Genomic DNA, 13,821 nt, shown 5'->3' on the forward strand with positions numbered 1-13,821 from the left:
GGCACAGGGATGCGATTACAAGTCAGACTGTCCGCGATGGTGGCCTTGCTGTGTTCGCTGGTGATGTTATTGATGCTGGCGGGCAGCGCGTTGAGTTTTTTTTACCTCAATCAACACCGCACCGATCGGCAAATGGCGGCGCTCGCCGCGCTGCTGGATGGCGCGCTGCCGACCCAAACCCCGGCGGAACTGGCGCGGTGGCTGCCCTACGTCATGCAAACCAACGATATCAGCGAGCTGGAGGTACGCCAGGGCGAGGCGGTGATATACCGCTTTTCGCCCCCCGCAGGCGAGACGACCGCCCGTACGCCCGCCGATTACCGCCAGCGGCGTCTGGCATTACCCCACCATCCCGACTGGCAAATTCAGCTGACGTATCCGTCCGCGTTGCTAAGCGAGGCCCGAACGCTGGCGATCACCGCGCCGGTCAGTATTGCCATCGCCTTGATAATATTGTCGTTATTGGGCGGTTTACGCTGGCTGCGCCGCCAAATCCAGCCGCAGGAGACCCTGGAATACCGGGCCAGGCGCATTATGCACGGCGAGCGCGACAGCGTACGCGAGAACGCGGGCGCGCCCCCGTCGTTGACCAGCAGCGCCATCGATCGTCTGCTGAGCGACCTGGCCCAGGCCCGTGAGCAGCGTAGCCGGATCGATATCCTGATCCGGGCTTTCGCGGCGCGGGATGCGAAAACCGGCCTGAGCAACCGGCTGTTTTTCGATAACCAGCTGGCATTGCAACTGGAGGAAGACCAGGAGATGGGCACCCATGGCGTGGTGATGATGCTGCGCCCGCCGGATCCGGAAATGCTGGAGGCCCGCATGGGGTCGGCCCAGGCCAACGAACTGCTGCAATCGTTGATTAATCTCATTTCAGCCTATGTCATGCGTTATCCCGATGCCTTGCTGGCACGCTATTTTCGCCGTGATCTGGCGGTTTTGCTGCCCCATTGTTCCCTGAAAGAGGCGGAATCGCTGGCGGCGCAGCTGGTAGCGGCCCTGGACACCTTGCCGGGGGGGCCCGGGCAACATCGCGAGGATGTGCTGCATATCGGAATCTGCGTCTATCGCAAAGACCAGACGGCGGTGGAGGTGATGGAATCCGTGGAGCAGGCGACCCGCGAAGCGGGGTTGCAGGGCAGCAACAGCTGGTCGGTTTACGATCAGCGGGTGCCGGAGCAGGTACGCGGCAATGTCAAATGGCGCACCCTGCTTGAGCAGACGCTGGCGCAGGGCGGACCGCTGCTGTTTGCGCGCGGGGCATATAGCCGCGATGGACGGCTTGATCACTACGTGATTATCAATCGCATCCAGGAAGGGGGACAAACGCTGGCCGCCGCCGAGTTTTTACCGGTTATGCGGCAATTGGGCCTGCTTGAGCGCTTCGATCGGCAGCAGTTGACCCGGATAATACCGCTGCTGGCGAAGTTGCCGGGCCAGGTGTTGTCCATCGGCCTTAGCGTGGAGTCCTTACTGCGGCGCGACTTTTTGCCGTGGCTGCGCAATACCCTGATGCAATGCGAAAAAACGCAGCGCCGGCAAATTATGTTTGAACTTGTTGAGGCAGATCTGTGTCAACACTTGGTGCAGTTGCGTCCGGCGCTACGTTTGCTGGATGCGCTGGGTTGTCGTCTGACCGTGGTGCAGGCGGGTCTGACCGTGATCAGCACCGCGTATATTACCGCCGCGCCGATATCGATGATTAAATTGCATCCGGGACTGGTCAGGGAAATCGACCGCCGCGCGGAAAACCGGCTCTTCGTCCAGAGTCTGCCGGAAGCCTGCATCGGCACCGCGACGCAGGTTTTCGCCACCGGCGTCAGAAGTAAACTGGAATGGCAAACGCTAACGGATAATGCCGTGGCGGGGGGACAAGGGGACTTTTTCGCGCCGATTGAGCCTCTGGAAGACTTGGTAAAAAAATATTCACGTCAGGATGCGCGATTAGTATAAAAGTTCGTGAAAATTTAACGTACAATACGCCCATTAACCGAAATGGTTAGTAGGCACTTACATTACCTGGATTCAGGTGCTCTGCCAGATTTCCCGCCTATTGTTGTTGATAACCGACCGTTGGTGACTGATAGTTAGCAGCGTGATAGTTAGTAATATGACGACAACCGGCGCAAGACATAATCTCGCATTTCATCTGACTAAAAACCGCGTCAGGGATTTCTTCGGTGTGTGGGAATGTTAACGAGGACGTATTTTCATTGAAGTAGCGCGTTTTTGCGCCTTGTCGCTGCTTCTCGTGGTTGGTAAAGTAGGCGGATTTTATTTTCGCCCCAGCTTGCAGGATTATCCTTCAGTTATGTTTAAAAAATTTCGTGGCATGTTTTCCAACGACTTGTCCATCGACCTGGGTACAGCCAATACCCTGATTTATGTAAAAGGACAGGGCATTGTCCTGAACGAGCCTTCTGTCGTCGCGATTCGTCAGGATCGCGCCGGCTCCCCTAAAAGCGTTGCTGCCGTAGGCCATGAAGCCAAACAAATGCTGGGGCGCACCCCCGGTAATATTGCGGCGATCCGTCCAATGAAGGACGGCGTCATCGCCGATTTTTTCGTTACCGAAAAAATGCTGCAACATTTTATCAAGCAAGTTCATAGCAATAGTTTCATGCGTCCCAGCCCGCGCGTCCTGGTCTGCGTCCCGGTCGGCGCCACCCAGGTGGAACGCCGCGCCATCCGTGAATCGGCCCAAGGGGCCGGGGCCAGGGAAGTCTTCTTGATCGAAGAACCCATGGCCGCCGCTATCGGCGCGGGGCTGCCGGTGTCGGAAGCCACCGGTTCGATGGTGGTGGATATCGGCGGCGGCACCACCGAAGTCGCGGTCATCTCCCTTAACGGGGTGGTGTACTCTTCTTCGGTACGTATTGGCGGCGATCGCTTCGATGAGGCTATTATTAATTATGTGCGCCGCAATTATGGCTCGCTGATCGGTGAAGCAACCGCTGAACGCATCAAGCATGAAATCGGTTCGGCTTATCCGGGCGATGAAGTCAGGGAAATCGAAGTGCGCGGCCGTAACCTGGCCGAAGGCGTGCCGCGGGGCTTTACCCTGAATTCCAATGAAATTCTTGAAGCGTTGCAAGAGCCTTTGACCGGTATTGTCAGCGCGGTTATGGTTGCGCTGGAACAGTGCCCGCCCGAGCTCGCCTCCGATATTTCCGAGCGCGGCATGGTATTGACCGGCGGCGGCGCGTTGCTGAGAAATCTCGACCGCCTGCTGATGGAAGAGACCGGCATACCCGTGGTGGTGGCGGAAGACCCCTTGACCTGCGTCGCCCGTGGCGGCGGCAAGGCATTGGAGATGATTGATATGCACGGCGGTGATTTGTTCAGCGAAGAATAACCAGCCTCGAAAAGGGGGGGACCACCCGGGTGAACGCTGAGATTTCTCATCCTGGTCGGCGCCCCCCTTTTTTGTTGAGGAAAATGCATAGCCTATGAAGCCGATTTTTAGCAGGGGACCGTCTCTGCAACTCCGACTGTTCCTGGCCGTAATGGTCGCCATTGCCGTCATTATCGCCGACAGCCGGCTCGGAACTTTTGTTCAAATCCGCACGTATATGGATACCGCGGTCAGTCCGTTTTATTTCCTGGCGAACGGCCCGCGCAAGCTGCTGGATCATGTTTCGGAAACGCTGGCCACGCGCGAACAGCTGGAACTGGAAAACCACACCCTGCGCCAGGAATTGCTGCTAAGAAACAGCGAGCAGCTGCTGCTGGGACAGTTCCGCCAGGAAAACGCCCGCCTGCGCGAGCTCCTGGGATCGCCCCTGCGCCAGGATGAGCAAAAAATGGTAACGCAGGTCATCTCCACCAGCACCGATCCCTACAGCGACCAGGTGGTGATCGACAAAGGGCTGGACAGCGGCGTGTACGTCGGCCAGCCGGTGATAAGCGATAAAGGCGTGGTCGGCCAGGTCGTCGCGGCCAGCAAGATGACCAGCCGGGTGTTGCTGATTTGCGATGCGTCCCACGCCTTACCCATCCAGGTGCTGCGTAATGATATCCGGGTGATTGTGGCCGGTAACGGCTGTACCGAAGATTTGCAGTTGGAGCATCTGCCGGGCAATACCGATATCCGCGTCGGCGATGTGCTGGTGACCTCCGGCCTTGGCGGCCGTTTTCCCGAAGGGTACCCGGTGGCGGTGGTTTCGACGGTCAAGGTCGATACCCAGCGCGCTTATACCGTCATCCAGGCCCGGCCGACCGCCCAGCTCCAGCGCCTGCGCTACCTGCTGCTGCTCTGGGGCGCCGATCCCCGCGGCGAAGTGCCGCTGCCGCCCGCTGAAGTTCATCACGTGGCCAATGAGCGCCTGATGCAGATGATGCCGCAGGTGCTGCCGTCCCAGGACAGTATCATGGGGCCGAACCCGCCGGCCGCGGCGCCTGAAACGACGCCCGCCGCGCAGCCCGCCTCCCCGGCAGCGAGCGGCAAAGCCGCGGCGCGCCCCGCCGCGCCGGCGCCTAACCGGGCCGCCGGGGAGCGACGATGAACCGTTATCGTCGCAACGGCGGCTGGGTAATTTGGCTCTCCTTTTTGATTGCCATCATTTTGCAAATCATGCCTTGGCCCGAACAGCTCTATTTGTTCAGGCCGTCATGGCTCAGCCTGGTATTGATTTACTGGGTCATGGCGATCCCGCACCGGGTCAATGTCGGCACCGGTTTCCTGCTTGGCCTGGTGATGGACTTGATCCTCGGCTCCATCCTGGGCGTCAGGGCGCTGGCGCTGAGCATCCTGGCCTATCTGGTGGTATTTAAATTCCAGCTGTTCAGGAATATGGCGTTATGGCAGCAATCGCTGATCGTGGTCTTGCTGTCGTTGACGACGCACATCATTGTGTTTTGGGCTGAATTTCTGGTAATTAATATTTCATTCCGGCCGGAAATTTTCTGGAGCAGCGTAGTGGACGGCGTATTGTGGCCATGGATGTTTTTACTGATGCGTAAAGTCCGCCGTCAATTTTCGGTGCAATAAGGGGCGTAATGACTGCAATATATTTAGCCTCCGGCTCCCCCAGGCGCAGGGAATTGCTAACCTTATTAAATTTGCCGTTCGACGTGCTGGATGCGCCGATTGAAGAACGGCGGCGGCCCGATGAACCGGCGGCGGATTATGTGCGGCGTTTGGCGCAGCAAAAGGCGCTGGCCGGGGTGGCGGTCGCTCCCGAACCTCGCCCGGTGCTGGGTGCCGATACCATCGTGGTGCTGAACGGCGAGATTCTGGAAAAACCCCGCGATGCCGCCCATGCCGCGTGCATGCTGGCCGCCTTATCCGGCCAGAGTCACCAGGTAATGACGGCCGTTGCGATTGCGGACGGCCGGTTTCAACTTTGCCGCAGCGTCGTGACTGAGGTCACTTTCCGGCGGCTGTCGGCGCAGGAGATTGATCGCTATATTGCTTCTGGTGAGCCTATGGATAAGGCCGGAGCCTATGGCATCCAGGGCCTGGGTGGAGTTTTTGTCAGGGCGATCAATGGAAGTTATCACGGCGTAGTGGGATTGCCACTGGTGGAAACCTCCGAATTGCTTTGTCAATTCATTGCGTTACGTAGTTAAGAGGACAACATGGCTGCTGAATTACTGGTCAATATCACGCCTTCCGAAACCCGGGTTGCCTACATTGATGGCGGCATCCTGCAGGAAATTCATATCGAACGCGAAGCCCGGCGGGGTATTGTCGGTAATATTTATAAAGGCCGGGTCAGCCGCGTCCTGCCGGGGATGCAGGCGGCATTTGTGGACATCGGGCTGGAAAAAGCGGCATTTTTACATGCCTCCGATATCATGCCGCATACCGAATGCGTCGCCGGCGAAGAGCAGAAAAATTTCCATGTGCGCGATATTGCCGAGTTGGTAAGGCAAGGGCAGGACATCATGGTTCAGGTGGTGAAAGACCCGCTGGGCACCAAAGGCGCGCGCCTGACCACCGATATTACCCTGCCGTCCCGTTACCTGGTCTTTATGCCGGGCGCGTCCCATGTCGGCGTATCGCAGCGTATCGACAGCGAAGATGAGCGCGAACGCCTCAAGCGCACCGTGGCGGAGTATTGCGACGAGCATGGCGGTTTTATTATCCGCACCGCCGCCGAAGGCATCGGCGAGGAAGAATTATCCCAGGACGCGGCGTTTCTCAAGCGTCTGTGGACCAAGGTGATGGAGCGTAAACGCCGCAACCAGAGCAAATATATGCTGTACGGCGAACTGGCGCTGGCCCAGCGGATATTGCGCGATTTCGCCGGCGCGGCGCTGGACCGCATTCGGGTTGATTCGCGGCTGACGTTTGATTTGCTGGTGGAGTTTACCAGCGAATATATTCCCGAAATGACCCATAAGCTTGAGCATTATAACGGCAAGCAGCCTATCTTTGATCTCTATGATGTGGAAAATGAGATTCAGCGCTCCCTGGAGCGTAAAGTCGAGCTTAAGTCGGGCGGTTATCTGATCATCGATCAAACCGAGGCCATGACGACCATCGATATCAATACCGGTGCGTTTGTCGGACATCGCAATCTTGATGAAACCATTTTCAATACCAATATCGAGGCTACCCAGGCGATCGCGCGCCAACTGCGGTTGCGCAATCTGGGCGGCATTATCATTATCGACTTTATCGATATGAATAACGAAGAACACCGGCGGCGGGTCCTGCATTCCCTGGAGCAGGCCATGAGCAAAGATCGGGTGAAAACCGGTATTAACGGCTTCTCGCAGCTCGGCCTGGTGGAAATGACCCGTAAACGCACCCGAGAAAGCATTGAACATGTGTTATGCAGCGAGTGTCCAACCTGCCATGGCCGCGGTACGGTGAAAACCATCGAAACCGTCTGCTATGAAATCATGCGGGAAATTGTGCGGGTGCATCATGCCTACGAATCCGACCGGTTTTTGGTTTACGCTTCGGCCGCGGTGGGCGATGCGTTGAAAAGCGATGAATCCCATGCCCTGGCGGAAGTGGAAATTTTCGTCGGCAAACAGGTCAAAGTACAGATCGAACCGCTCTACAGCCAGGAGCAGTTTGACGTTGTGATGATGTAAGGTTGATGGAGTGATGATATAGCCCAGATTAGCCCGGCCGCCAAACCAGCCAACCTGCGGATACGGGATAAAAATAAAATTTTTCCCGCGGGCGTTATGCGGCGGGAAGCAAGGAGAAAGGCGTGAAGCGACTGCCGGGGATATTGTTGGCCCTATGTGCAACCCTAATTGTCCTGGTGGCATTAGCGGTCAGTGGGTTACGCCTGGCTTTGCCCCATTTGGATACTTTTCGTCCGCGTATCGTCGCGGCGCTTAATTCCTCCACCGGCCTGGATATCCGCATCCGTGAGATGCACGGCAACTGGCAGTCGTTTGGCCCCACCCTGGATATCCGCGCCGTCGAGTCCGTCACTGCGGATGAACAGCTGCGCATCCAGCGCGTTACGGTGGCGCTGGATGTCTGGCAATCCCTGCTGCACTGGCGCTGGCAATTTCGCGATGTCACTTTTTACCGCCTGCAGCTCGATCTGAATACCACCCTGCTGGGCCGCGATCATCAGGGCAGCCCGATTAAATCCGATCGGCTCACCGACCTGTTCTTATACCAGTTCGACCATTTTATCCTGCGCGACAGCGAACTGTCTTTTCTTACCCCCTCCGGCGATCGCACCAAACTGTCGGTGCCGCAACTGACCTGGCTCAATACCCGTCAACGGCATCGGGCCGAAGGGCAGATCGCCTTGTCCAACGTGGACGTGCAGCAGGGGGCCATCCAACTGCGCATGGACTTGCATGACGAAAACGGGCTGCTTAATAACGGCAAAGTCTATTTGCAGGCCGACGACATCAATCTTAAACCCTGGTTCAGCCAATGGCTGCAGGACCAAACCGGCCTGAAAAACGCCGATTTCAGCCTGGCAGCCTGGCTCACCCTGGAGCATGGCGATATCACCCGGGGCGATGCATTTTTTAGCCAGGGCGCGGCGCGTTGGCAGGAAGGCGATCGGGAACATCGCCTGGACGTGGCTAAACTGGCCTTGCATCTCACCCGGCAAGGCGACGGCTGGCAGTTGGACGCGCCGGTGCTCAATATCAGCGCCGACGGCGAATCCTGGGCCCCCGGCGCGCTGTCCCTGTTCTGGCTGCCGGAAAAAAACCAACTATTCACCCCGGACCGCGCCAGTGAGATTCGCCTGCGGGCCAAAAATTTACGGCTACAGCAATTTACCCCATTCATGCCGCTGGTCTCTTTTATCACGCCGAATCTGCGCGCCCGCTGGCAGGACTTGCAGCCGCAGGGCACTTTATCCACCCTGGCGCTGGATATTCCGCTCAATAATCCCGAGCAGATCCGTTTTCAAAGCGACTGGCGCGACCTCAGCTGGCAGCAGTGGCAACTGCTGCCCGGCGCCGATCATGTTGCCGGCTCGGTGGCGGGTTCACTGGCCACCGGCCGGTTAAATCTAGCGCTCGCCAACAGCACGCTGCCCTATAAAGATATGTTCCGCGCGCCGCTGGAAGTGCAGGGGGCGCATGCCACGCTGGACTGGCAAAACGGCGATCGCGGCCTGGAACTGTGGGGCAAAAATATCGACCTGCGGGCCAGCGCGCTGTGGGCGACCGGCGATTTTTATTTTCATCAGCCGGTTAACGGCGCGCCGTGGCTGGATATCCTGTCCGGTATCCGCCTGTATGACGCCGCCCAGGCTTGGCGGTACTTCCCTGAGCCGCTGATGGGGACTCATCTGGTCAACTATCTCACCGGCGCCTTGAAAAGCGGCCGGGTGGATAACGCCACGCTGGTATTTGCCGGCAATCCCAAGCAATTCCCCTTTAAACATAACGATGGACAATTTGAAGTCCTGGTGCCGCTGCGCCACGCGGATTATGAATTTGAACCGGGCTGGCCGCTGCTGACCAACCTGGATATCGATTTGGATTTCCTGAATGACGGGCTGTTTATGCACACCGCCCAGACGCAACTGGGGGACGCCACCGGCACCGATGTCGCCGCGACCATACCCGATTATTCAAAACAATTGCTGCTGGTGGATGCGGGCATTAAAGGGTCGGGCAAGGCCATCGGGGATTATTTTAATAACACGCCGCTGCAAAAATCCCTGGGCGAGGCGCTGGAAGAACTGCAGATCGGCGGCGATGTTAGTGGGGACTTACATCTTTCCATTCCCTTGACCGGCCAGCCGGTCACCGCATCGGGTAAAGTCAATTTAGCCAATAACAGCCTGCTGATAAAACCGCTGGGCACCACCATGAAAGATCTGAGCGGCCAGTTCCGGTACAACAACGGCAACCTGGACAGCGATCTGCTGACCGCCCAATGGCTGGGGCAACCGGTGAATGTACGCTTTACCACCCAGGAACAGGAAAAAGGTTTTGATATCAAGGTAGACATGCAGGGCGACTGGGCGGTGAACCGCCTGCCCGGCGTGCCGGAACCCATTGAAAAGCTGGTAGGCGGCCATGCGTCGTGGCAAAGCATCGTGGCGGTGACCTTGCCGTTTAAAGGCAAAACCACCTACAGCGTCGATGTGACCAGCGATCTGAGAAATGTAAGCAGTCACTTACCTCCACCCCTGGATAAACCGGGCGGACAGGCATTTCCGTTGGCCGTCAAAGCCCAGGGCGGCCTGTCCGGTTTTAACTTAAGCGGCCGGGCCGGCAAGAACAATGCGTTTAACAGCGAATTTTTGCTGGGCAAACAGGTGGCGCTGACGCGCGGCGCGTGGGCCACCGATGGCGGCAAAATCCCGCCGCTGCCGGCGGGAAAAAGCCTGACCCTCGATTTGCCGGCGCTGGACGGTGAAAAATGGCTGGCGTTAATGACGCCACAGTCCCGCTCGACGGGCAAGGCGATGGCCAGCCGCTTCCGCTTCCCGGACGCCCTGACGCTCAACACCCCCGCATTAACCCTGGCCGGGCAGCAGTGGCGCGATCTGACGCTGACGCGCAGCAATACCCTGGGCGGCAGCCTGATCGAAGCCAAGGGCAAAGAAATCAACGGCAAACTGGCCATGGCGGATAACGGACCGTGGCATGCGGATCTCGGCTACCTTTACTACAACCCCATGTGGGCCAAAGGCGCGCAAACCGCGCCGGATGCGCCGCAAAATAGCCTCTTCAGCGACGACGATCCGACGATCTCCTTCAACGACTGGCCCGCGGTGCAACTACGCTGCCAGGAATGCTGGATCATGGGACAAAACCTGGGCAAGGTCTCCGGCGATATCGCGCCGCAGCAAAACACCCTGGCGCTTAGCCACGGCGTGGTGGATACCGGTAAAGCGCGCCTGACCCTGGACGGGGGCTGGACGCGCAACGGCAAGCACAATTTGACCTCGCTTAAAGGCAAACTTAGCGGTAAAAATATCGGTGAAGCGACGGATTATATCGGCTTTGAAACCCCGCTGCGCGACGCGCCCTTTGACGTGGACTACGATCTGCACTGGCAGGCGCTGCCCTGGACGCCCGATATACCCAGCCTCAGCGGCGTATTACACGCCGATCTCGGCAAAGGCAAAATAGACAATATCAGCAGCGGCCAGGCGGGGCGGTTATTACGGCTGGTAAGTTTCGACGCGCTGTTGCGTAAACTGCAGTTTGATTTCCGGGATACGTTCGGCAAAGGATTCTATTTCGATTCCATCAAAGGCACCGCCTGGCTTAAAAGCGGCGTACTGCATACCAACGATTTACTGATCGACGGACTGGAAGCGGACATTGCCATGAGCGGCAACGTTGATTTCACGGCGCAGCAAATCGACATGGAAGCGGTAATCGCGCCGGAAATCTCGGCCACCGTCGGGGTCGCCGCCGCCTTCGCCATCAATCCGGTGGTGGGGGCCGCGGTATTCGCCGCCAGCAAGGTGCTGGCGCCGCTGTGGAACAAAATCTCGGTAATCCGCTATCATATTACCGGCAGCCTGGACCAGCCGAGAATCGAGGAAGTGTTGCGCCAACCGCGCCAGCCAACCGCTAAAGGCAAATAATCAGTACCTATTTGACGTTGCCGGGGAATTGCCGCAGTCTATAAATATGACTATACAGATTGTTTGCAATTTTATTATTCCAGCCGTTGCTGGCCAATCCATCTTAAAAAAGAGTGAAAACCTATGAGTCTGGCATTTGTCAGTGAGCAATTACTCGCGGCCAACAACCTGAGTCACGAAGACCTTTTCTCCCTACTGGGCCAGATGACCGAACGCCGTCTGGATTATGCCGATCTCTATTTTCAATCCAGCTACCATGAATCCTGGGTCATCGAAGACGGCATCATCAAAGACGGCTCGTACAATATTGACCAGGGCGTGGGCGTGCGCGCGGTCAGCGGTGAAAAAACCGGCTTCGCTTATGCCGATCAATTAACCCTGAACGCGTTACAGCTCAGCGTCAACGCGGCGCGCAGCATCGTCAGCGAACAGGGCAACGGACGCGTACACACCCTGGGGGAAGTTCCCTATAAAACCCTCTACCCGCTGCTCGACCCGCTCAACAGCCTGCCGCGCGAAGAAAAAATCGCCTTGCTGCACCGCGTGGATCAAGTGGCCCGCGCCGCCGATGCCCGGGTACAGGAAGTCACCGCCAGCCTCTCCGGCGTCTACGAACAAATCCTGGTAGCCGCCACCGACGGCACGCTGGCGGCGGATGTACGGCCGTTGGTACGCCTGTCCATCAGCGTACAGGTTGAACAGGACGGTAAACGCGAACGCGGCTCCAGCGGCGGCGGCGGCCGTTTTGGCTATGACTTTTTCCTGGCGACCGCCGACGGCGACGTCCGCGCCGACAGCTGGGCCCGGGAAGCGGTACGCATGGCCCTGGTCAACCTCTCCGCCATAGCGGCGCCGGCCGGCGCCATGCCGGTGGTACTCGGCGCCGGCTGGCCCGGCGTACTGCTGCACGAGGCGGTAGGACACGGCCTCGAAGGCGACTTCAATCGCCGCGGCACTTCGGTATTCAGCGGCCAAATGGGCCAACTGGTGGCCTCTCCGCTCTGCACCGTGGTGGATGACGGCACTCTGGCCGGCTTGCGCGGCTCCCTGGCCATTGATGACGAAGGCGTGCCCGGCCAATACAACCTATTGATCGAAAACGGCATCCTCAAAGGCTATATGCAGGATAAACTCAATGCCCGCCTGATGGGCGTCCCCCCCACCGGCAACGGCCGGCGTGAATCCTACGCCAACCTGCCCATGCCGCGCATGACCAACACCTACATGCTCGCTGGCGCATCCACTCCCGCGGACATCATCGCCAGCGTCGAATACGGCCTCTACGCGCCCAACTTCGGCGGCGGCCAAGTGGACATCACCTCCGGTAAATTCGTCTTCTCCACCTCCGAAGCCTACCTGATCGAAAACGGCCGCGTCACCAAACCGGTCAAAGGCGCCACCCTTATCGGCTCCGGCATCGAAGCCATGCAGCAAATCTCCATGGTCGGCAACGACCTGGCGCTGGACAAAGGCGTCGGCGTTTGCGGCAAAGAAGGACAAAGCGTACCGGTGGGCGTCGGCCAACCCACCCTCAAACTCGACAACCTCACCGTCGGCGGCACCGCCTAACGCCGACCCGCGCTCGCCGCATCCGCGGCGAGCCGTATTAAAGGGAGACCGTGCCGTGGGGCCGAAGCGGGCAGGGTTTTCCCGCCCGCCGGAGCGCTCCCCGGTGCGGTAGGCCCGCCATCAGCATACTCGCGGCGAACCGTGTTAAAAGGCACCCGCGCCATTCACGAATTATTATCCTGCCGGAACGCCTGATACACCGACGCCACATTATTAAAATATTCCTGCAAATAATTAATACACACCTGCACCTTAAGCGGCAGCTTATCCTTCTGCGTATACACCGCATATACCGGCCGCGGATCCGAAAGATAACGATTAAACAAAATCTCCACATTCCCCTGCTTAATCTCATCCAGCACCCACATAATCGGCACATACGCAATCCCGGCCCCCGCCGTCAGCCAACGAATCAGCGTCTGCGAATCATTAGTAGCGAACCGCCCCTGCGGCGCCAAATGCAACGTAATCCCCTCCGGCGCAATCAGCTCGAACTCGCTATCCGGCCTTACGTCATACTCCAGCCACGAAAAATTCACCATATCGCTCGGCTTCTCCGGCGCACCGTGCGCCGCCAAATAACTCTTGGCGGCGCAAACCACCATCGGCATCGCCCCCAGCCGCCTGGAAAACAGACTCGAATCCTGCAACGCTCCCACCCGCACCACCAAATCCAAGCCATCGGCAATCAAATCCGGCGCGGGAATCCCCGTCACCAAATTCACCGACAACCCCGGATACTCCTTCAACATATCCGCGGTCATGGCCGCCAGCACATTATGCGCCATGGTGGACGAACTACCGACGCGCAGCGTCCCGATCGGCGTATTGTTAAAAGCATATAACTGTTCGTGCACCTCATTAAACTCCAGCAACATCCGCCGGCAACCCTGATAATAAATCTTCCCCGCTTCGGTCAGCCCGATACTGCGGGTACTGCGGTTCAGCAGCTTCACCTGCAGCTCGTTTTCCAGCTTGGCCACGGTCTGGCTTATGGACGAAACGCTCATCTGCAACTGCCGGGCCGCGGACGTAAACGATCCTCCCTCCACCACTTTGGCGAAGACCATCATGCGCTTCAGTCTTTCCATTATTAACTCTGAGTGAAAAGTGATTTAGATCACATAACATTGAAAATGTCAGGTATTAAGGGCTATTATACATCCGTCGGTTCATCAGATCGCGCACCTTCCCCGCAATGACTTTACTGTATTTATTGATTTGAAATAAACAGTAACATTCTGGGTAGGTCTTA

The 13,821-nt window shown here is 58.0% G+C and carries 9 protein-coding genes; 8 read left to right on the forward strand and 1 reads right to left on the reverse strand.

The annotated features are described in order from the left end of the window. The first annotated feature begins 9 nt into the window (after positions 1 to 9). From csrD to tldD, 8 genes are all read left to right on the forward strand, one after another. A complete protein-coding gene (gene csrD, locus ACL2XP_RS01505) occupies positions 10 to 1,953 on the forward strand; it encodes an RNase E specificity factor CsrD (RefSeq protein ID WP_413736820.1) in 1,944 nt (647 codons plus the stop codon). Between the two features lie 358 nt (positions 1,954 to 2,311). Continuing rightward, the gene (gene mreB / locus ACL2XP_RS01510; protein ID WP_004385136.1) at positions 2,312 to 3,355 is read left to right on the forward strand and encodes a rod shape-determining protein MreB; all 1,044 of its coding nucleotides are present in this window, start codon (positions 2,312 to 2,314) and stop codon (positions 3,353 to 3,355) included. A 94-nt stretch (positions 3,356 to 3,449) separates the two neighbouring features. After that, positions 3,450 to 4,505 carry a rod shape-determining protein MreC gene (gene mreC / locus ACL2XP_RS01515; protein WP_413736821.1) on the forward strand — a complete coding sequence of 352 codons (1,056 nt, stop codon included), beginning with the start codon at positions 3,450 to 3,452 and terminating at the stop codon, positions 4,503 to 4,505. After that, entirely contained in the window at positions 4,502 to 4,990 is a 489-nt protein-coding gene (gene mreD, locus ACL2XP_RS01520) for a rod shape-determining protein MreD (protein ID WP_413736823.1), read from the forward strand. The genes mreC and mreD overlap by 4 nt, the downstream gene beginning before the upstream one ends. A gap of 8 nt (positions 4,991 to 4,998) precedes the next feature. Further along, the gene (locus tag ACL2XP_RS01525; RefSeq protein ID WP_413736824.1) at positions 4,999 to 5,571 is read left to right on the forward strand and encodes a Maf family protein; all 573 of its coding nucleotides are present in this window, start codon (positions 4,999 to 5,001) and stop codon (positions 5,569 to 5,571) included. A gap of 9 nt (positions 5,572 to 5,580) precedes the next feature. Next, positions 5,581 to 7,050 carry a ribonuclease G gene (rng, locus tag ACL2XP_RS01530; protein WP_413736825.1) on the forward strand — a complete coding sequence of 490 codons (1,470 nt, stop codon included), beginning with the start codon at positions 5,581 to 5,583 and terminating at the stop codon, positions 7,048 to 7,050. Positions 7,051 to 7,172: 122 nt separating this feature from the next. Next, entirely contained in the window at positions 7,173 to 10,997 is a 3,825-nt protein-coding gene (gene yhdP / locus ACL2XP_RS01535; protein WP_413736826.1) for an AsmA2 domain-containing protein YhdP, read from the forward strand. A 123-nt stretch (positions 10,998 to 11,120) separates the two neighbouring features. Next, the gene (gene tldD, locus ACL2XP_RS01540) at positions 11,121 to 12,566 is read left to right on the forward strand and encodes a metalloprotease TldD (RefSeq protein ID WP_413736827.1); all 1,446 of its coding nucleotides are present in this window, start codon (positions 11,121 to 11,123) and stop codon (positions 12,564 to 12,566) included. Between the two features lie 164 nt (positions 12,567 to 12,730). Here tldD and aaeR read toward each other — a convergent pair whose 3' ends face one another. Beyond that, positions 12,731 to 13,657 (reverse strand): HTH-type transcriptional activator AaeR, encoded by a 927-nt coding sequence (gene aaeR, locus ACL2XP_RS01545; protein WP_413736829.1) that lies wholly within the window; start codon positions 13,655 to 13,657, stop codon positions 12,731 to 12,733. Between the last annotated feature and the right edge of the window lie 164 nt (positions 13,658 to 13,821).

This window comes from Sodalis sp. RH21 (genome assembly GCF_047324175.1).
Taxonomy (GTDB): domain Bacteria; phylum Pseudomonadota; class Gammaproteobacteria; order Enterobacterales; family Enterobacteriaceae; genus Acerihabitans.

What these genes read in the sequence shown, in the direction of transcription:
- mreD (WP_413736823.1), top strand. Translation starts at nt 4,502, where the DNA reads ATGAACCGTTATCGTCGCAACGGCGGCTGGGTAATTTGGCTCTCCTTT.
- mreB (WP_004385136.1), top strand. Translation starts at nt 2,312, where the DNA reads ATGTTTAAAAAATTTCGTGGCATGTTTTCCAACGACTTGTCCATCGAC.
- tldD (WP_413736827.1), top strand. Translation starts at nt 11,121, where the DNA reads ATGAGTCTGGCATTTGTCAGTGAGCAATTACTCGCGGCCAACAACCTG.
- aaeR (WP_413736829.1), bottom strand. Translation starts at nt 13,657, where the DNA reads ATGGAAAGACTGAAGCGCATGATGGTCTTCGCCAAAGTGGTGGAGGGA.
- ACL2XP_RS01525 (WP_413736824.1), top strand. Translation starts at nt 4,999, where the DNA reads ATGACTGCAATATATTTAGCCTCCGGCTCCCCCAGGCGCAGGGAATTG.
- rng (WP_413736825.1), top strand. Translation starts at nt 5,581, where the DNA reads ATGGCTGCTGAATTACTGGTCAATATCACGCCTTCCGAAACCCGGGTT.
- mreC (WP_413736821.1), top strand. Translation starts at nt 3,450, where the DNA reads ATGAAGCCGATTTTTAGCAGGGGACCGTCTCTGCAACTCCGACTGTTC.
- csrD (WP_413736820.1), top strand. Translation starts at nt 10, where the DNA reads ATGCGATTACAAGTCAGACTGTCCGCGATGGTGGCCTTGCTGTGTTCG.